This window comes from Flagellimonas cixiensis, assembly GCF_042134615.1.
GTDB lineage: Bacteria > Bacteroidota > Bacteroidia > Flavobacteriales > Flavobacteriaceae > Flagellimonas > Flagellimonas cixiensis.
Genome location: NZ_CP169639.1, coordinates 1568433 through 1586972, shown reverse-complemented (window position 1 = coordinate 1586972; position 18540 = coordinate 1568433). Strand labels below are relative to the sequence as shown.

The following is an 18540-nucleotide window of genomic DNA, read 5'->3' as shown; positions in this document are numbered from 1 at the left end:
TTTATCCTGTTTTTAAATGTTACATTCGAATAGCCCCCACGCCATTTTCCCAAAGTTTTTTATTGAAATTAGGAATGTCTGAATTCATTAAAGTTTCTGCTCGTTGCTTGAGACCAATCCATTGGGCATCCAATTCCTTTTTTCTATCTATTGATGGTTGATTGATCTGCGGTAATGAACTATCGCTATGGTTCATCAAAAATAAGTACTCTGCGGTAAACTTGTTGGGAAAATTCTCCACATCGTCATACGCTTTTGATTTTCGCTGCACCATATCACCATCCCAGGCTTTTAACTTCTTCAATAATGCTTCTCCTTCTTCTTTTAAGGTTGCCTTTTCCAAATCTTTTACCAGGCCTGTCAATTGATCTTGCACCTTTTTTAGGGTGTTTACCTTGTTGTGCATATCGGTAACATTAGCCTCAATTTCTGACATGAAGGTGTGGTATTCCTCAAAACGTTCTTGGGTGATTTCGGTGTTCGGTGCTTTAATGATAGATGCTTGGGTGTACACTGTCTCATCTCCAACCTTTAGGTTGATGGTATAGGCTCCTGGTGGTACTTTGTGTCCCGTAAAATTGGCTTCGATGTAAACGCCTGGCACCCCTGGAACAATCGGCGTTTTTAAATCCCAAACAAAACGGTTCAACCCTTTGGTTTTTCCTAAAGTAGGAGCAGGTGGGGCACTACCGCCATTATGAGGAACAAAACTTTCATCTTTTTTCGAAGACAAACTCCTAACCACTTTTCCTTTGCCATCCACTATTTCCATGGTCAACTCGGTGCTGTCCATTTTTTCTGGGAGATTGTAATAGATCACCATTCCATTGGCGGGGTTTACCCCTTCAAAAGTACTAGTGCCTGTTACACTTTTGGAACTGCTGTTCAACTGACTGCCCCAATATCCGTGAACGGTGGTTTCAGGTTGGTAAAGCTTCAAACTTTTGGTATCGCCTTTATATTGGGATAGTGTGGTGATATTATCCAAAATCCAAAAAGAACGGCCCGAAGTGGCCACGATCAAATCTCCTTGGTGTACTTTTAAATCTGTGATAGGGGTTTTAGGTAAATTCAACTGAAGGGATTCCCATTTTTTACCATCGTTCCAAGACACATAAAGACCTTTTTCGGTACCTGCGTACAACAAACCTTTTTGATCGGCATCCTCTCGAACTACTCTAGTGAAAGCACCGTAAGGAATTCCCTCACTAATATTGGTCCAACTTTTTCCATAATCAGAACTCTTGTACAATCCTGGCGTATAGTCATTGAACTTATATCGAGTGGTGGCAATATAAATGGTAGCTGGATCGTGTGGCGATACTTCGATGGCATTCACCAAACATTCCTTTAACCCCTTTGGGGTTATATTTTCCCATGAATCCCCTCCATTTTTGGTGATATGTACCAAACCGTCATCACTTCCAGAAATCAAAACCCCTTTTTCATGAGGTGATTCGATAAGGTAGGCCAAGGTTCCATAATTTTCTGCCCCTACTGCTTCATTGGTATAAGGCCCTCCTCCTTTTCCTTGCAATTCATCTTGATCGCGGGTAAGATCGGGTGAAATTTCTTCCCAAGTCACCCCATTGTCACGAGTTCGCAACACCAATTGCGCTCCATGGTAAAAAGTACCTGGCTCGTGTTTGGACCAAATAATAGGTGCATTCCAGTTGTAGAGGTATTTCATATCACGTGCATCGCGACCTAAATATTGAATGGGCGCCGCCATGATGTTGCTGGACATTTTGGATTCCATATCCAATAACTCAATAGTTCCCAAATAACTTCCTCCCATTACATAACGTGGGTTGTCTGGGTCAAAGGCCAAAAAGGCACTTTCGCCTCCAGCCGAATAATGCCAATCTTCCCTGCCAATACTCCATCGGCCCATGGATTGACTTGCAATTTTAACCGAAGTGTTATCCTGCTGACCTCCATAAATATTATACGGATAAAGATTATCGGTGTTTATTCTGTAAAATTGTGCGGTGGGCATATTGTCCAATAACGACCAGTCTTTCCCGTAATTAAATGTAATGGTTGCACCACCATCGTTCGCCATCACCATATTATTGGAATCGTCTGGGTTGAACCAAAGATCATGAGTATCTCCGTGGGGCACGGAAATGGTTTCCCATGTTTTTCCTCCGTCTTCGGAACGCATCATGGGTGCACTCAACACATACACCGTATTTTCATTATTGGGGTCTGTAAATACTTCAATGTAATACCAAGCCCGTTGCACCAAACGGTTATCACCACTCACCATATGCCAGCTATCCCCAGCATCATTAGACACAAACAACCCTCCTTTATCTTGATTGGAGTCACTTTCAATCAAAGCATACACTTTATCTGAATTAGCAGGACTTACTGAAATGGCCATTTTTCCTTTTTCCTCGGGTAGACCTTTGGTCATTTCTTTCCAAGTGTCACCACCATCGGTACTTTTGTACAATCCACTACCTGGCCCTCCACTGATCACTTTATTGGGTTTACGTTGATGCTCCCACATGGCGGCATATAGCACCAATGGATTGTTGGCGTCCATGGAAAGTTCAGCGGCTCCTGTTCCCTCATCAACATAAAGTATCTTCTCCCATGTTTTTCCTCCATCTTTGGAACGGTATACTCCTCTTTCTTCATTTGGAGCATACAAAGCACCTTGAGCGGCTACGTAAACAATATCTGGATTGGTCGGGTGGATAATGATTCGGGAAATATGCTGTGTTTTATCCAATCCTAGTTTGATCCAGGTTTTTCCTGCATCATTGGATTTGTACATGCCGTCCCCGTAAGATGTCATTACTCCCCTTGGAGCATGTTCTCCCATTCCGCAATACACAATATTAGGATTGGATGGTGAAACGGAAACGGCTCCAACAGATCCCATTTCAAAATATCCGTCGGAAATATTTTCCCATTGTCCGCCAGCATTCGTCGTTTTCCAAAGTCCCCCTCCTGTGGTACCCATATAATAGGTAAGTGGGTCACCTATCACCCCACTTGCGGTTACGGAACGTCCACCCCTAAAAGGGCCTATGTTCCTGAATTTCATGGGTTCAAAATATTCGTTGGCGGTCTGTGCAAAGGTTAGGGTTCCCCAAATGCCGCACAGCAAGAGCAATAATCCTTTTTTCATGATGATAATATGTGTTCTTCCTAAGGTTATAAAGTAAAAGCCCCTATGCAAAACATAAGGGCTTTATCTTGTTTTTATTCTTCGATGCTCAAATAGCTTAAATTAAGACTGTTGAACTCCTTGTTAAAGTCTGAAATTTCCTTATCGACCATGGCATCAAATTCCGTAAGTTGTTTTTTGATTTGGGCAGACAATTCATTTTTAACCTCGATATCCTGATCGGTTGGTGGGAAATCGTCCATAGATACCAAGCTGTTCAAGTGGCCCAACTTATTGGTCAACCTGATCGGGAAGTTCAAAGGATCTTGATTACTTCTGTTTTGGGTTTGGTACAATTCCTTTTCAATGGAGCCGAAATTCTCTTTCATGGTTTTGGCTTTTTCTACCAAAGCTTTGGTTGCTTCTTCATCTTTATATTTTTTGATGAATTCTTCCAACTTTCCATTTACAGCTCTTATTTTCTTGATGGATTGGTGCGCCAAATCCACGGTCTCATTCACTTCTGTGATAAAATCGTATTGCTTTTGCATATCGGCAATAGTAACCTCAGCCCTTGGATCTGGAAGAATGTTGAAATCCTCTGTTTGAGTTTCACCATTTACATTCAAGGTTACTTTGTAAGTTCCTGGAACTGCTTTTGGACCACTAAGGTTGGCCCACCACAGGATCATGCCGTCCAAACGTTCGGCACTTTTACCTCTTGTATCCCAAACATGGGTGTTACCTCCTTTTTTAACTTCCAACTTTTTGCCTCTTTCTTTAGAATAGGTGCTATAGGTTGCCAATGTATCCCCGTTCATCTTGGTGTAGGTAAGTGCTACACTGTCTTTTTCAGCAACATCTTTAAGATAGAAATGGGTAATTACGCCATTGGCCAAGTTGGTTCCTTCCGTTAAAGAAGGTCTTCTTGCTGCATTTCCTTTTGTTCTGTAGCTTTCTCTTGGTTGGTACAAAACAGTCTCAGCAGACTTTTTGGTGTCATCCAATTGGTGAAGCACCGTAAGGTCATCAATTACCCATACACTTCTACCTTGGGTAGCCACGATCAAGTTGTTGTCCTTAATGGTTAGATCGGTAATCGGAACAATGGGCAAATTCATTTGGAATTTCTCCCATTTGGCGCCATCGTTAAAGGAAATGTACATTCCTGTTTCTGTACCAGCATACAACAATCCCTTTCTTTTTGGGTCCTCACGAACCACACGGGTAAAATGCTCGTCTTCAATTCCGTTGGTGATCAAAGACCATGTTTTTCCGTAGTCGGTGGTCTTATATAAATATGGAGTGAAATCACCCAACTTGTAACGTGTTGCGGCAACGTAGCAGGTTCCTTCGTCAAAAGCTGAAGGCTCTATGCTGTTGATCATGTTCCATTCTGGCATGTTGGATGGGGTCACGTTTTCCCAAGTTTTTCCTCCGTCTTTGGTTACATGGATCAAACCATCATCACTACCTACCCAAAGCAAACCTTCTTTTAAAGGACTTTCGTTTGCTGCAAAAATGGTACAGTAGTACTCCACACTGGTGTTGTCTTGAGTGATGGGACCACCACTAGAACCCAATTTCGTTGGGTCGTTTCTAGTCAAATCATCACTTAACAACTCCCAGCTTTGACCTTCATTAGTGGTCATATGAACGTGGTTGGAGAAAGTATACAGTTTTTTAGGATCGTGCTTACTGAACATGATGGGAAAGTTCCATTGAAAACGATATTTCATTCCCTCAGCACCATAACCCATAGGGTTATCTGGCCAAACGTTCACTGCTCTAGTTGTATTATTTTCATGGTTTTTGCGGACCAAAAACCCATCATAGCTACCACCATAAACAATATCATTATTGGTTGGATCTACTGCAATATGTGCAGACTCACCACCCGCTGTTCTTTCCCAATCGTCCTCGCTAATGGAGTAACCATCACTTCTATAGTTGATTCTTAAAGTAGAGTTATCCTGCTGCGCCACATAAATTCTGTACGGGAAGGCATTATCGGTTGTCACTCTATAAAATTGTGCAGTGGGTTGGTTGTTCATGGTACTCCATGTTTCACCACCATCATAACTTACCTGAGCACCACCGTCATCGGCCATGATCATTCGTTTGGAATCCTCAGGTGCAATCCAAAGGTCATGGTGATCTCCATGTGGGGCATTGTTGGATTCAAAAGTTCTACCCCCATCAATACTCTTATGGTAACTAACGTTGAGCACATAAACTACGTCCTCATCATTGGTGTCGGCATATACTCTTGTATAGTACCAGGCACGTTGCCTTAGGCTTCTATCACTGTTTACCAGTATCCACTTGTTACCTCCATCATCAGAACGGTACAATCCTCCTTTGGCTTTGTTTTCTACCATGGCCCAAACCCTATTACTGTTTTTAGGAGATACGGTCACACCTATAATACCCAATGTATCTTGCGGGAAGCCATCATTTTTAGAAATTTCTGTCCAAGTTTCACCGCTATCGGTACTTTTCCAAAGCGCTGAACCTTCACCACCACTACTTAAACTGTAGGGTGTACGTTGCACTCTCCAAGTCGATGCATATAAAATTCTTGGGTTGTTCGGGTCAAAGATCAAATCAACAGCACCTGCCATATCGTTGGCATAAAGCACTTTTTTCCACGTTTCACCGCCATCGGTACTCTTATACACCCCTCGTTCTTCGGTTGGTTTGTACAGATTACCCATTACAGCAGCATATACGGTATTGTAATCCGTTGGATGGATTCGCATACGTGAAATGTGTCGACTGTTTTCCAATCCTATGGATTTCCAAGTTTTTCCAGCATCCTCAGTTTTCCAAGCTCCGTAGCCAGATGAAACATTACCTCTTACGGTCTGCTCACCGCCACCAACATAAATTACATTAGGGTCGCTTTGGGCCACCTCAACGGCGCCGATACTTCCTCCAAAAAAACCGTCGGAAATATTCTCCCAAGTAATTCCGCCATCGGTTGTTCTCCAAACACCACCACCTGTGGCACCAAAATAGTACAGATCGGGTTGTCCCGGCACCCCTGCGACCGATCCTGAACGTCCTCCACGGAACGGGCCTATCAATCTATATTCCAAACTGGAATACAGCTCTTCGGGATATTCCGGAGCACTCTGGTTTTTCTTTTTTCGTTGTGAATAAATAGGGGAAGTAAACAAGACGGTAGCCAGTAACAGCATACCGACCCTTAAAAAGCTAGTCTTCATTATTAAAGTGTTGAGTTAGTCGGCATTAAATGTAGTGAAAAAGGGGCAAAAAAAGTATGTAATATTTTGTACTTTGCTCCTTCACATATGATCAAATAACTAAACTATGCACAAATTAATGAAGCTCGCAATCGCAATATCCTTGGTTGCGGCTTGTAAAAATCAAACCAAACCTCCTGAAACTTCCCAAAGTCCAGAAATTATCGAAAACAAGACATCCGAATGGATGTATCTTTTTGATGGAACCAGTTTGGAAGGATGGCGCGGATATGGAATGGATTCCCTACCCCCGGGCTGGACCATTAAGGACAGCACCCTGACCTTTGACACCGAATTGGGTCTTGAACAGGATTATACCGGTGGTAAGGACATTATTTATGGGGCCGAAGAGTTCGATAATTTTGAACTCTATCTGGAATGGAAAATCCCAGAGGGAGGAAACAGCGGTATTTTTTATCACGTAAAAGAGGGCTATGACGGACCTCCTGTGGTGTCTCCAGAATACCAATTGATCGATGATGAGAACTACGCCAATATCCATGATTTGGTAGGATACAATTCCCAGTTTGGGGCAGAGCACCCAGAATTGCTTCAAGATTGGCAGAAAACGGGGGCGGATTACGCCATGCACACGGCAGACGAATCCCAAAAACAATTAAATCCGGTGATGGAATGGAATTCAACCAAAATCGTTTTTACCCCTGAAAAAGTGGAACACTGGCTCAACGGAAAAAAACTATTGGAATTCGAGCCCTGGTCCGAAGAATGGAACACCAAAAAGGCTTCAGGTAAATGGGACAATGCGCCCGACTACGGAAAATACAAGACGGGCTACATTGCTTTGCAAGATCATTCCAGCCCTATTTGGTTCAGAAACATAAAAATTAAAAAACTATAACCCTCCAGACCATGAATAAAAGAGACTTTATTAAAAAAAGTAGTGTTGGAGCACTCGGAATCATGTTGGCACCCTCCTTTTTAAAGGCAGGTTTCCCTCAAAACAAACTAAGGACCGCCCACATCGGGGTCGGAAATATGGGAATGGAGGATTTAAAAGCCATTTCTTCCCACGCATCCGTTGATGTTGTTGCATTGTGTGATGTGGACGCCATCAATCTTTCCGCAGGCCATAAAATGCACCCCGGAGCACGTATCTTTTTCGATTACCGTGCCATGTTGGAAGAAATGGGCGATGAAATTGATGCCGTAGTGGTTTCCACTCCCGACCATACCCATGCGCCCGCTTCGTTGATGGCCATGAACATGAACAAACCCGTGTATTGCCAAAAACCATTGACGCACTACGTATCCGAATCCAGGGAAATGAAAAAAGTGGCCGCCGAGAAAGGACTGGTCACTCAAATGGGCATCCAGGTACATTCTTTTTACGATTACAAATTGGCCACTTTGCTGATCCAATCCGGAATTATCGGAAAAGTACATACAGTTCACGCATGGTCCCCTAAAAACTGGGGTTATGATGGACCACTCCCAGAAGGTGAGGATCCCGTGCCAACGCAACTGGATTGGAACCTTTGGTTGGGCACTTCAAAAGAGAGACCTTATAAAGAGGGCATGTACCATCCGGGAAATTGGAGAAAACTGATGGACTACGGTTGTGGTACCTTGGGCGATATGGGGGTTCATATCTTTGACACACCATACAACGCCTTGCAATTGGATGTGCCAAAAACCATTACGACGGAATGCAGGCCATCCAACGGATTCGGTTTCCCAGAAAACAATACGGTGACCTACGAATTTCCAGAAACCCCGTACACAGGAAAATCCCTGAAATGGGTCTGGTACGATGGTCCTGGTGCACCAGAAATGCACGAAGACCTGATGTTGCCCGGAATGGAAATGAAGAAGGACAATGCGGCAAAAAAGACCGATGGAAATAGCATTTCATTGGATGCTGGTGTTGCAGGGGAAAACGAGCTTCCAGAACAAGGCGCCATGTTTGTCGGCACAAAGGGACGATTGTTGTTGCCTCACTTTATGCAACTTCCCAAAAAGATCGTTCGTGGCAAGTATGTGGACATCTCCAAGGAAATCGCCAAGGTATCCGAAGCACATAATTTGGGTGAGCCTATCCGAAATTATGGAACTGAAGGCCCTAAACATTACCACCAATTTGTGGATGCCTGTTTAGGTAAAGGAGAGACCACGGCTCCTTTTGATTATGCCGCTCGATTGACCGAGACCATTCTGTTGGGAACCATTGCAGGCCGTTTCCCGGGTGAAACGCTGCATTGGGATGCAGAAACTGCACAGTTCCAAGAAGAAAAGGCAAACAAATATTTGTCCGGGGACTATCGAGATTTTTAAATATTAATAATGTCAAACACTCCCGAATATTGGCTCAGTGGTCCAGTGCCAGATGTGCCACCGCTTTTGCAACCAGCTGCGCATGCTCTATTGCAATCGGTTCGGGAAATAAAGACCTATCTAACGGATTTTCCCGAAGACAAACTTTGGGAAAATCCAATGGGTAGAGCTTCTGTTGGGTTTCATTTACGACATATTAGTGGAGTATTGGACCGTATGCTCACCTATGCCGATAAAAAAGCATTGACAGAAGAACAGTTTCATTTCCTTAAAAACGAAGGCAATGGAGAAGATGCACCCTCATCCCAACAATTGATTGCCAATTTTGAAGCCAAGGTGAACCAAGCCCTCGCCTATTTTAAAAATACTCCAGAATCCATACTCACTGAAGAACGGTTTGTGGGTCGTAAAAAATTGCCCTCAACGGTTATAGGCTTGCTTTTTCATGCGGCAGAACATAGTCAACGGCATGTAGGGCAACTCTTGGTGACAATAAGTGCAGTAAATGATTAATTGTTTCAAAATGAGCAATTTCAAATCCAGTCTGTTTTACATATTCTTTTTAATTCCATTGCTGATGCTATCACAAAACCGACTTCGAGACCATGGGGTTGAAATTGGCGTACTCCAACCCGGAACGTTCAATGCCATAACCGATGTGCCAGGGGTTCAAGTAGGGCATACCACTCGCAATGAAGGAGAAAATATTAGAACTGGAGTAACGGCTATTCTTCCTCACTCCGGAAACATTTTTCAAGAAAAAGTACCAGCAGCCATTTACATAGGCAATGGTTTTGGAAAGTTGGCAGGATACACTCAAGTAAAGGAATTGGGTAATTTGGAAACCCCTATTGTCTTGACCAATACGCTAAATGTTTCCACCGCCATGAATGCCGTTATTGGTTACACCTTGAAACAAAAAGGCAATGAAAATGTTCGCTCTGTGAATGCCGTAGTGGGCGAAACCAATGATGGTTACCTCAATGATATTCGAGGACGACATGTCATTGAAGCCGATGTGCTCCAAGCTATTTCAACGGCAACATCTGGAGCTGTTCCCGAAGGAAACGTAGGCGCAGGAACAGGAACCATTTGTTTTGGATTTAAGGGTGGTATTGGAACTTCATCACGAGTGTTGCCCAAAAAATCTGGAGGATATACCGTAGGTGTTTTGGTGCAATCCAATTTTGGAGGAGTCTTGCAAGTTGCGGGGGTTGAAGTAGGCAAAAAACTGGGGCACTATTCCAATAGTTTTAAATATTCACCTGATGGTTCTTGTATGATGGTCGTACTCACCGATGCTCCATTGGATTCCAGAAATTTGGAACGATTGGCCAAACGAGCTATGCTTGGTTTATCTCGAACAGGTGGAATAGCCAGTAATGGGAGTGGTGACTATGTAATCGCTGTTTCTATTGCCAAGGAATGCCGAATCCCTTATGAAAGTGATAGTCCAACTCAAACTGTGCCAACTTTACGCAATGAAGCTATGACTCCGTTATTTTTGGCCACCATTGAGGCTACGGAAGAGGCTATCCTCAATTCCCTTTTTGCAGGGGAAACCACCCTTGGCCGTGATGGACATAAAATTGAGGCGCTTCCTAAAGAAAAAGTTCTGGAAATGTTGAAAGAGGCGGGTAAAATAAAAGGCTAAATTTTGGCCCAACAATATCCTAAATACAACCCCGTTTTTTAATAAACAACTAACCAAATACCATGACTAGAGCTGAACGTTTGGTTTTTTGCAAACAGTGCAAAAACCGACATCTTGATTTTAACAAAGGTTTATTGTGTAATCTCACTTCTAAAGAAGCAGATTTTGAAGGAGAATGTTCCGATTACTTTTACGACTCCTCAAGCAACTATATTCCAAAACCTAAAGAGGCAATTAGACCTAATGGACAAAGGGCCAAATGGGCCGAATATATTCTTTGGGGATTATTAGGGCTTAGTTTTTTATCACTAATTTCTTCATACCTTCAATATGACTTGCTTTTGAAAGTTGAAGAAGGATTTTATGTCTCTGATAACGAATTAACACTTAATGATATAAGAGAAGGAATTGTAGGGATAACCAATATTATCTTATACATTACTTCCGTGATTTTCTTTATTAGATGGTTCCGAAGAGCCTATTACAACTTAAATAGCAGATCAGGGACATCTCACGATGAAGGTTGGGCCGCAGGTAGTTGGTTCGTGCCTTTCCTCAATTTATATCGCCCTGTTCAAATTATGAATGAGATTGATGAAGGTAATTCTGCTCTAATTACCAGATATTCACACGAGTCTTCCAAAAAAAATAGTTTTTTAATTGGCAGTTGGTGGGCACTTTGGATTTTGGGTGGCATCATCGGAAGGTATATTTTCAAGACAAGTATGCGGGCAAATACTTTGAATGAATTAATCCAGAGTACTCAGGCGGATATGTTTGGTCAATTAATTGATATTCCTCTCACAATTCTCGCAATTTTGGTTATTAGGGCCGTTTCAAAAAAAGAAACATTGCTGGCCAAACTGGAAATACAGAAAGAAGAAAATTCCACGTTGGAGGAATCTAATTAATATCCGTTATTTTATTACTGTAACAAATTCTCGTCATTTCACACTAATCTAACAGAAGTAATTTTCTTTTTTAATAGTTTTAAAACGTCACCCTGAAATTATTTCAGGGTCACATCAAAATTTAAACCATTTAGCATGAGATGCTGAAACAAGTTCAACATGACGATAAAATAATTATACCATTTTAAACACACTACCATGGATATTTTTGGAAAGATCAAGGAAAAACTCAGCAATGAGTTTATTGATATTATTGAGTGGCTCGACTATACCGATGACACCATTGCCTATCGTTTCGAGCGTTATCAAAATGAAATAAAGAACGGCGCAAAACTCATTGTTCGTGAAGGACAGACCGCCGTTTTTATCAACGAAGGTCAATTGGCCGATGTTTTTGAACCGGGCACCTACGACCTTACAACCCAAAACCTACCGATTTTGGCCACGCTTAAAGGTTGGAAATATGGATTTAACTCTCCTTTTAAAGCGGAGGTTTATTTCGTAAACACCCACCTGTTCACTGATGAAAAATGGGGCACTAAAAGTCCCATCACTTTAAGTGATGAAAGATTTGGACTTGTTGAGATTCGTGCTTTTGGAACGTATGCCTATAAAATTTCAGATGCTGGAAAGTTCATCAAGGATATTGTTGGAACGGACAGCAACTTTACCAATTTCGAGATCAACGAGCACTTAAAAAGTTTGATTGCCACTCGATTCACAAATACTGTTGGTCAGGCCAATTTACCAATTGAATTGTACGCTGCCAATACCACTGAACTGTCGGATACGTGTCGTGATGTAATGTCGCCCGAGTTTGAAAGTGTGGGTATTTCCTTGGAGAAATTCTACATCGAAAATGTTTCCATGCCCGAAGACCTTAAAAAGGAAATCTTCGAGTACAGCCGTATTGACAAACTTGATTTGGATAAGTTGACCAAATTCAAGACCGCAAAAGCCATCGAGGCCGCTGCCCAAAACGAGGGTGGAACCGCTGGCGCAGGAATGGGAATGGGAATGGGATTTGTATTGGCTCAACAAATGGGCGGTATGATGGGCGGAAACTCCCAAGCTGCACCGCAACAAGCGGCGCAACCCATCGGAGGCGCTGTTCCTCCCCCTATGCCAACTCAAACCCAATATTTTTACGCCTCCAACGGCGTGCAGCATGGTCCAGTAGGTTTTGAACAAATGCAATCCTTGTTCGCTTCCCGAGCTATCAACCGTGACAGTTTGGTATGGAAGCAAGGCATGTCGGCATGGACCGCTTTAAAAGAAGTGGAAGAATTAAAATCCTTCTTGGGAGGCAATACCCCACCACCTTTGCCAACGGAATAATCATATTTATTGTCATTCTGAGCAAAGCGAAGAATCTATTCTTTTCATGATTGTGAGATACTTCACTTCGTTCAGTATGACAATTTAAAGCCTACATCTTAGTCAATCCTATTTTGCTGGAATCCAAAAATGATATGGATTTCCATCCTCACGGAAATGAATCTATGGAAGAACAAAAAATCCAAAAAACCGAGCTCAAAAAAGCCTGCGCCAATTGTGGCGCAGAGCTCAAATATAAGCCTGGGACCACGAGTATAACTTGCGAATATTGTGGTCATGAGGAATCCATCGCCATTGATGATAAAGGTTTCCAAGAACTGGAATTGCATCCCTTTCTCCAAGAAATGGGCTCACAAAAACACAGTGAGGAAATCTCCATGCTTCATTGTAAAAACTGCGGTGCCGACCAACACGTAGAAGAAAACTACAAATCGCTCCATTGTGTGTACTGCGGTCAACCTTTGGTAATTGAAGATGCGTATAAAGAAAACTGGATTTTACCGGGTGCGGTTTTGCCCTTTCAAATTGATAAAAAGAAGTCTTTTCTCATTTTTAAGAATTGGGTAAAGAGCCTTTGGTTTGCTCCAAACAATTTAAAAAAGGCCGCGCTAGACCCTCAATTTACCAAGGGACTCTATTTACCCTATTGGACGTTCGATGCGCAACTTTATGCTTCCTATACAGGGCAACGGGGCGAATATTATTATGAAACCAAAAGAGTACGCAACTCCCAAGGTAAAATGGTGACCCAAAGCGTCAGAAAAACAAGATGGTACCCTGCCGCAGGTGAAGTATCGGGTTTTGTAGACGATACCTTGATCAAGGCGTCACATCAAAAAACAGGGCGGATTCCAGGCAAAATTGCTAGGTGGGATTTAAAAAAGCTGCAACCTTTTGATAGTGGTTTCCTTTCTGGGTTTGTGACCGAAAAATATACCATCCCATTAAAAGATGGGCATTTGCAATCCAAGGAAGAGGCCAAGGATATTGCAACCACATGGTGTCGCCGGGACATTGGAGGAGATACGCAACGTGTTTTGTCGATGGATTTGAAATTATCCGAAGAGACGTTCAAGCACATTTTGCTGCCCGTTTATGTTAGTGCCTACCGATACAACGGAAAGGAATACAACTTTTTCATCAACGGGGAAAACGGCAGCATTTCTGGAAGCCGTCCTTATAGTTTCTGGAAAATATTCTTTGCTGTCCTTGCCGGACTTATTGTTATTGGGGTGATTGTTTTGCTAGCTAATAAATAACCGCATCGTCAGTTCGAGTAATTTCTGAAAGAAATTGTATCGAGAACTGCTCAACACAAGCATCTCGATACAAAAACGCTATGCGTTTTCACTCGATGTGACGCCTTGTTACAGCAACACCATGTCATACTGAGGCGTCTGAAAGACGACGAAGTATCTCTTATTTAATCCTTAGATTCTTCGCTACGTTCAGAATGACAATGAAAACTATAATTCAAAAACCAAACAAACAGGAATTGGGTGCTTGATTTCATTTAAAAAGGTTAAAGTTCCCTTTTCAACATCTCTTTTGAAGACAGCTATATTGCTTGATTTCTGATTGGCAACCAGTAAAAACTCACCTGTAGGGTCTATGGTAAAGTTTCTGGGCCAATCTCCATGAACGGATTCCCTGCCCACCAATTCCAATTTTCCAGAAGTCTCATCAACGGAATAGATGACGATGGTGTTTTCACCGCGATTAGATCCATATAAAAACTTCCCATCAAGTGATAAATGAATATCAGCACAAAAGCTTTCCCCATCAAAATTGGCGTCCAAAGTAGGCATTACTTGAACCTCTTGATAGTTTCCATTTTCAACATTCTCAAAAACAGAGATGGTACTGTTCAATTCGTTGATTACGTAAAGCATTTTCCCATTTTTACCATAGGTAAAGTGTCTAGGGCCAGCTCCATTAACAAATGGCAACGTAGCTTGTTCCGCAGGCACATAGGTTCCATCCTTTTCCTCATATCTTTTTATCGCATCCAATCCCAAATCCGTCACCATAAGCCCATAAGCATCAAAATGGGCCATGTGGGCATGTGAAGTTTTTACGGAATCGAGAATTTTATGATCTATAATTTGTGGGTCATTACCAAGAGCTCCATCGGCCTTCAAAGAAAATACGGCCACATTGCCTCCTGTGTAGTTGGCTACGGCCAATTTTCCATCCCCCGAAAGGGAAACATGGCATGGATGTGCACCTTGAGTTCCCATACTGTTTTGAAGTTCCAACATGCCATCTTTAATAGCAAAAGCAGTAACGCCACCACCCAAGCTATCAAAATCGGCTGTTTCTTGAACAGCATAAAGATTTTTCTTGTCCTTTGAAATGGTTAAATATGATGGATTGGTGATCTTGGCCATTAACTTTTGATTGGATAGCTCGCCAGAATTGGCATTAAATGTATAGGAATAGATGCCCTCGCTATCGCCATCGGTATAAGTTCCAACAAAAAGAGTGTACATGGGTTTGTTTTCAGGTTTTTCAGTACAGGCAAAAGCCAAAACAGCAGACATTCCTGCTAGAAATATTTTTTTCATGGATGTTTAGTTATGCCCTCCAAAGTAAGCATTCTTACTGAATGCTTAGTTAGGAATTAGTTTGGTCTTTATCTCTTTTACCAAATATGCACCTGTAACAATGGTAGATAGCACATCCGCAATACAAAAGGAGACCCAAACTCCCAATTCTCCATAAAAATTGGGTAGCACCAAAATTAATGGGATAAAAAAGAACCCTTGACGCGTCAAAGTCAATAAAAGAGCAGGAATTGCTTTTCCAATGGCTTGAAAATAGGCTGCTCCTATCAGCTGAATAGCAATAATAGGTGTTGCAGCGAATACCAAACGCATGGCTAGGGGTGTATGTTCCAAAACATACTTATTATTGGCCAATTGTTCAGCTGCCAAATCTGGTCTATCACTTAAAAATAGAGATGCAATTTCGGCTGGAAAAACCATGAGTACCACAAAAACAATGGCGGCTACCAATGCGGCATATTTGATCGCTGTGTAGATGGATTCTTTTACCCTATCATATTTTAAGGCGCCATAGTTGTAGCCCGCAATGGGCAAAAATCCTTGGGTGACGCCAAAAACGGGAAACAGGGCAAACATCAGCATTCGGCCTACGATGGCATAAACGGCCACCATGGGCTCTCCGCCCAAATTGAACAATATATTGTTCATCAATAAATAGGTGATGCTGGTTACGGCTTGCCTGGCCAAGGTCACAAATCCTAACGAACCAATTTCTCGCAAAATAGGTCGGTCCAATCCAAAATGGGAAATATCAATCCTTAATTCCGAATTTTTTGAAAGGAAGAAGTACAACACATAAAAGAAGCATAACAAATACCCTACTGTTGTGGCCCAAGCGGCTCCGTGCATGCCCCAATCGAACACGTAAATGAAAATATAATCCATCAACAAGTTACCTATAGATGGAATAATCATAGCAATCATGGCGAACCTTGGTTTACCCTCAGCTCTAATTACGGTGTTTCCCATCATACAAAGAGCCAAAAATGGCACGCCATATAAAATGATGGTGTAATAGATTTTCGCTGGTTCAAAAATGGTTCCTTTTCCTCCAAAAGCGGGGATAAGACTATCCACATAGTAAAGCCCCAAGGCCACCATAACAACAGTGACCAATAAGGTCAATGTAATTTGATTTCCAAATGTTTTAAGGGCTTTATCTCGGTTGTTGGCACCAAGGGCTCGCGAAATAATACTGGAACCTCCAATCCCAATCGCCATCCCCAAAGCTGCTATAAAAAAGGAAACAGGTAGTACAACATTAATGGCTGCAATGGCGATGGAACCAATCCAATTTCCAACGAAAATGGAATCCACCAGTACGTTCAACGACATTACCAAAATACCAATGGATGCCGGAACGGCCTGTTTGATCAGTAATTTTCCAATGGGTTCAGTCCCGAGTTCGTCAGAGGTGATTTTGGCCATGCCTAGGGTATTCTTTGGTATTGGTAATGGAACAACTCAAAGCTACAACGCATCTACCAAATTCCCCTTGTTCTCGGTCAGTTTTTTGGCAATGCTATCCCACAATCCTATTCGGTATCGAAGTGCTTTTTTGCTGTATTCCGCAACATCGTTCCATCTTTGAGTATCGGAGCCACAAAGGGTTTTGATCATGCGCAGGGCCAATGGCCCGTGTTCGTCACCATCCAGTTCAATATGTCTTTTAAGGTAATACTCCAACTTTTTGTACTTGCTTGGCCCATCTTCTCCAGATTGCTCAATAATGCTCAAGAACATATCAGGAATCAAATCTTCGCGACCAAAAGTAAATGCCGCGGCAATAATATGGGCTTGTTGTGTATTGATTACTTCGAACGTAAAATGGAGAAAGTTCTTTTCAGCTTGATTCAAATCAGCTGATTCGATTTGCTGAGAAACCTGCTCTAAGTTGGTAAAGCCAGCAATGGTTTGAATTACCTTTTCTGTATTGGCATCCACCTCATTCATAGCATCCAAATACATTTCAAAATGACTTTTCGACTCTCCCAACTCATTGAAATCGGTTTCTTCCTCTAAAACAATTTCATTAATGAATCGTGCCACAGCAGTATCGGTTGCTGGATGCCAGGGCACCCTAACACAGGTCAAGTTTTGTTGCAACGCCTTTAGCAATGACATAAAATCCCAAACGGCATACACATGGCTTTCCATAAAGGTTCTGATATCCTCAATAGATTCCAATTGGGCATAAAGTGGATGATTTTTTAGTTGTTCACGAAGGGGTTGAAGCTCTTGCTCCAAATTTTCAATTTTCATAGCAATTATATTGGCTCTTCTTTTTTACGGAATTTATCGGATGTTGGTTTCGGGCAAGGCATCTTTTTCCTCCCATTCCTTGATCCATTTGGCCATGAGTTCGGCCCAATCGTCACGATCATTTAAACAGGGAATGTGAATATAATCCCCTCCTCCTGCTTCTTGGAACTGCTCCTTTCCTTCCATCGCAATTTCTTCCAAAGTCTCCAAACAATCACTTACGAAAGCGGGGGTGATAACGGCCAATTTTTTGATGCCTTCTTCCCCCAATCGTTCAAACTCTTTGTCGGTAAAGGGTTGTAGCCATGGGTCGCTTCCCAATCTGGACTGGAACGAGGTGCTCACTTTTTCCTCGGGCAATCCAAGCTCTTTTTTTACAAGTTCTGTAGTGTCATAACATTGGTGCCTGTAACAGGTGTGGTGCGCCACTGAATTTGTTTTGCAACAAGCCCCGTTCAATTGACAATGGAATTTGGTAGGGTCAGACTTTTTAATGTGTCGTTCAGGAATTCCGTGATAGGAAAACAAAATGTGGTCGTAATCAAAATCTTTAAGTCCCTCTGCAATACTATCTGAAAGAATTTTGATATAATCTGGATTGCTGTAAAAAGCGGGCAGTGTCGTAATGTGCATCTCTGGGAAATCCTGTTGCTGCACTTCAAGTGTTTTTACCACAACCGTTTCGTAGGAAGACATGGCGTAATGTGGGTACAAAGGCACCAAGAACACCTCATCAACCCCTTTATCCTTCAATTCTTGTAACCCTTCTTTAATGGACATAGACCCGTAACGCATCCCTAGGGCCACGGGGAGGTCTGTGTGTTGCTGTACTTTTTTCGTGAATCTTTCGGAAAGGATTATCAAAGGGGAGCCTTCCTCCCACCAAATTTTGGAATAGGCCTCTGCCGACTTTTTCGGACGGGTGTTCAAGATGATGCCTCGAACAATAATGTTCCTAAGCACAGGATTCACATCAATAACCCGCTCATCCATCAAAAATTCATCCAAATACGGCTTTACATCCTTTGCAGTAGGGCTATCTGGCGAACCCAAATTGACCAATAAAACTCCTTTTTTCACAGTTTTTTAGTTTAGGCCGCTAAAATACAACACGAAGTGGACT

13 protein-coding genes are annotated in these 18540 nt (G+C 42.3%); 7 read left to right on the top strand and 6 right to left on the bottom strand.

What is annotated here, in order from left to right; translation table 11 throughout:
- Window positions 1-19 precede the first annotated feature (19 nt).
- The gene (locus ABT310_RS07030) at window positions 20-3145 is read right to left on the bottom strand and encodes a glycosyl hydrolase (RefSeq protein WP_375326035.1); all 3126 of its coding nucleotides are present in this window, start codon (window positions 3143-3145) and stop codon (window positions 20-22) included.
- Between the two features lie 74 nt (window positions 3146-3219).
- Window positions 3220-6354 (bottom strand): WD40/YVTN/BNR-like repeat-containing protein, encoded by a 3135-nt coding sequence (locus tag ABT310_RS07025; RefSeq protein ID WP_375326034.1) that lies wholly within the window; start codon window positions 6352-6354, stop codon window positions 3220-3222.
- Between the two features lie 118 nt (window positions 6355-6472).
- Between ABT310_RS07025 and ABT310_RS07020 the strand changes: the two genes are divergently transcribed.
- The 7 genes from ABT310_RS07020 (at window position 6473) to ABT310_RS06990 (ending at window position 13847) form a co-directional block, all read left to right on the top strand.
- The gene (locus ABT310_RS07020) at window positions 6473-7252 is read left to right on the top strand and encodes a DUF1080 domain-containing protein (protein WP_375326033.1); all 780 of its coding nucleotides are present in this window, start codon (window positions 6473-6475) and stop codon (window positions 7250-7252) included.
- An 11-nt stretch (window positions 7253-7263) separates the two neighbouring features.
- On the top strand, window positions 7264-8685 hold the full coding sequence (locus ABT310_RS07015) for a Gfo/Idh/MocA family protein (protein ID WP_375326032.1): 1422 nt from the start codon (window positions 7264-7266) through the stop codon (window positions 8683-8685).
- 9 nt (window positions 8686-8694) lie between these two features.
- Entirely contained in the window at window positions 8695-9198 is a 504-nt protein-coding gene (locus ABT310_RS07010) for a DinB family protein (RefSeq protein WP_375326031.1), read from the top strand.
- 10 nt (window positions 9199-9208) lie between these two features.
- Complete coding sequence (locus ABT310_RS07005) at window positions 9209-10339, top strand: P1 family peptidase (protein WP_375326030.1); 1131 nt, start codon at window positions 9209-9211, stop codon at window positions 10337-10339.
- 62 nt (window positions 10340-10401) lie between these two features.
- On the top strand, window positions 10402-11250 hold the full coding sequence (locus ABT310_RS07000) for a DUF4328 domain-containing protein (RefSeq protein WP_375326029.1): 849 nt from the start codon (window positions 10402-10404) through the stop codon (window positions 11248-11250).
- 198 nt (window positions 11251-11448) lie between these two features.
- The gene (locus ABT310_RS06995; protein ID WP_375326028.1) at window positions 11449-12588 is read left to right on the top strand and encodes an SPFH domain-containing protein; all 1140 of its coding nucleotides are present in this window, start codon (window positions 11449-11451) and stop codon (window positions 12586-12588) included.
- A gap of 164 nt (window positions 12589-12752) precedes the next feature.
- Complete coding sequence (locus tag ABT310_RS06990; protein ID WP_375326155.1) at window positions 12753-13847, top strand: DNA helicase PriA; 1095 nt, start codon at window positions 12753-12755, stop codon at window positions 13845-13847.
- Window positions 13848-14054: 207 nt separating this feature from the next.
- Here the strand turns inward: ABT310_RS06990 and ABT310_RS06985 are convergent, their stop codons facing one another.
- Genes ABT310_RS06985 through hemH form a run of 4 tightly spaced genes read right to left on the bottom strand, consistent with a single transcriptional unit; the run spans window position 14055 to window position 18497 of the window.
- The gene (locus tag ABT310_RS06985) at window positions 14055-15155 is read right to left on the bottom strand and encodes a lactonase family protein (protein ID WP_375326027.1); all 1101 of its coding nucleotides are present in this window, start codon (window positions 15153-15155) and stop codon (window positions 14055-14057) included.
- Between the two features lie 45 nt (window positions 15156-15200).
- Complete coding sequence (locus ABT310_RS06980; protein WP_375326026.1) at window positions 15201-16583, bottom strand: MATE family efflux transporter; 1383 nt, start codon at window positions 16581-16583, stop codon at window positions 15201-15203.
- Window positions 16584-16625: 42 nt separating this feature from the next.
- A complete protein-coding gene (locus tag ABT310_RS06975; protein ID WP_375326025.1) occupies window positions 16626-17417 on the bottom strand; it encodes a DUF3050 domain-containing protein in 792 nt (263 codons plus the stop codon).
- A 33-nt stretch (window positions 17418-17450) separates the two neighbouring features.
- Window positions 17451-18497 (bottom strand): ferrochelatase, encoded by a 1047-nt coding sequence (hemH, locus tag ABT310_RS06970; RefSeq protein WP_375326024.1) that lies wholly within the window; start codon window positions 18495-18497, stop codon window positions 17451-17453.
- Window positions 18498-18540: the final 43 nt, after the last annotated feature.

What these genes read in the sequence shown, in the direction of transcription:
- ABT310_RS06975 (WP_375326025.1), bottom strand. Translation starts at nt 17,417, where the DNA reads ATGAAAATTGAAAATTTGGAGCAAGAGCTTCAACCCCTTCGTGAACAA.
- ABT310_RS06980 (WP_375326026.1), bottom strand. Translation starts at nt 16,583, where the DNA reads ATGGCCAAAATCACCTCTGACGAACTCGGGACTGAACCCATTGGAAAA.
- ABT310_RS07030 (WP_375326035.1), bottom strand. Translation starts at nt 3,145, where the DNA reads ATGAAAAAAGGATTATTGCTCTTGCTGTGCGGCATTTGGGGAACCCTA.
- ABT310_RS07020 (WP_375326033.1), top strand. Translation starts at nt 6,473, where the DNA reads ATGAAGCTCGCAATCGCAATATCCTTGGTTGCGGCTTGTAAAAATCAA.
- ABT310_RS07015 (WP_375326032.1), top strand. Translation starts at nt 7,264, where the DNA reads ATGAATAAAAGAGACTTTATTAAAAAAAGTAGTGTTGGAGCACTCGGA.
- ABT310_RS06990 (WP_375326155.1), top strand. Translation starts at nt 12,753, where the DNA reads ATGGAAGAACAAAAAATCCAAAAAACCGAGCTCAAAAAAGCCTGCGCC.
- ABT310_RS07010 (WP_375326031.1), top strand. Translation starts at nt 8,695, where the DNA reads ATGTCAAACACTCCCGAATATTGGCTCAGTGGTCCAGTGCCAGATGTG.
- ABT310_RS06995 (WP_375326028.1), top strand. Translation starts at nt 11,449, where the DNA reads ATGGATATTTTTGGAAAGATCAAGGAAAAACTCAGCAATGAGTTTATT.
- ABT310_RS07000 (WP_375326029.1), top strand. Translation starts at nt 10,402, where the DNA reads ATGACTAGAGCTGAACGTTTGGTTTTTTGCAAACAGTGCAAAAACCGA.
- ABT310_RS07025 (WP_375326034.1), bottom strand. Translation starts at nt 6,354, where the DNA reads ATGAAGACTAGCTTTTTAAGGGTCGGTATGCTGTTACTGGCTACCGTC.
- ABT310_RS06985 (WP_375326027.1), bottom strand. Translation starts at nt 15,155, where the DNA reads ATGAAAAAAATATTTCTAGCAGGAATGTCTGCTGTTTTGGCTTTTGCC.
- ABT310_RS07005 (WP_375326030.1), top strand. Translation starts at nt 9,209, where the DNA reads ATGAGCAATTTCAAATCCAGTCTGTTTTACATATTCTTTTTAATTCCA.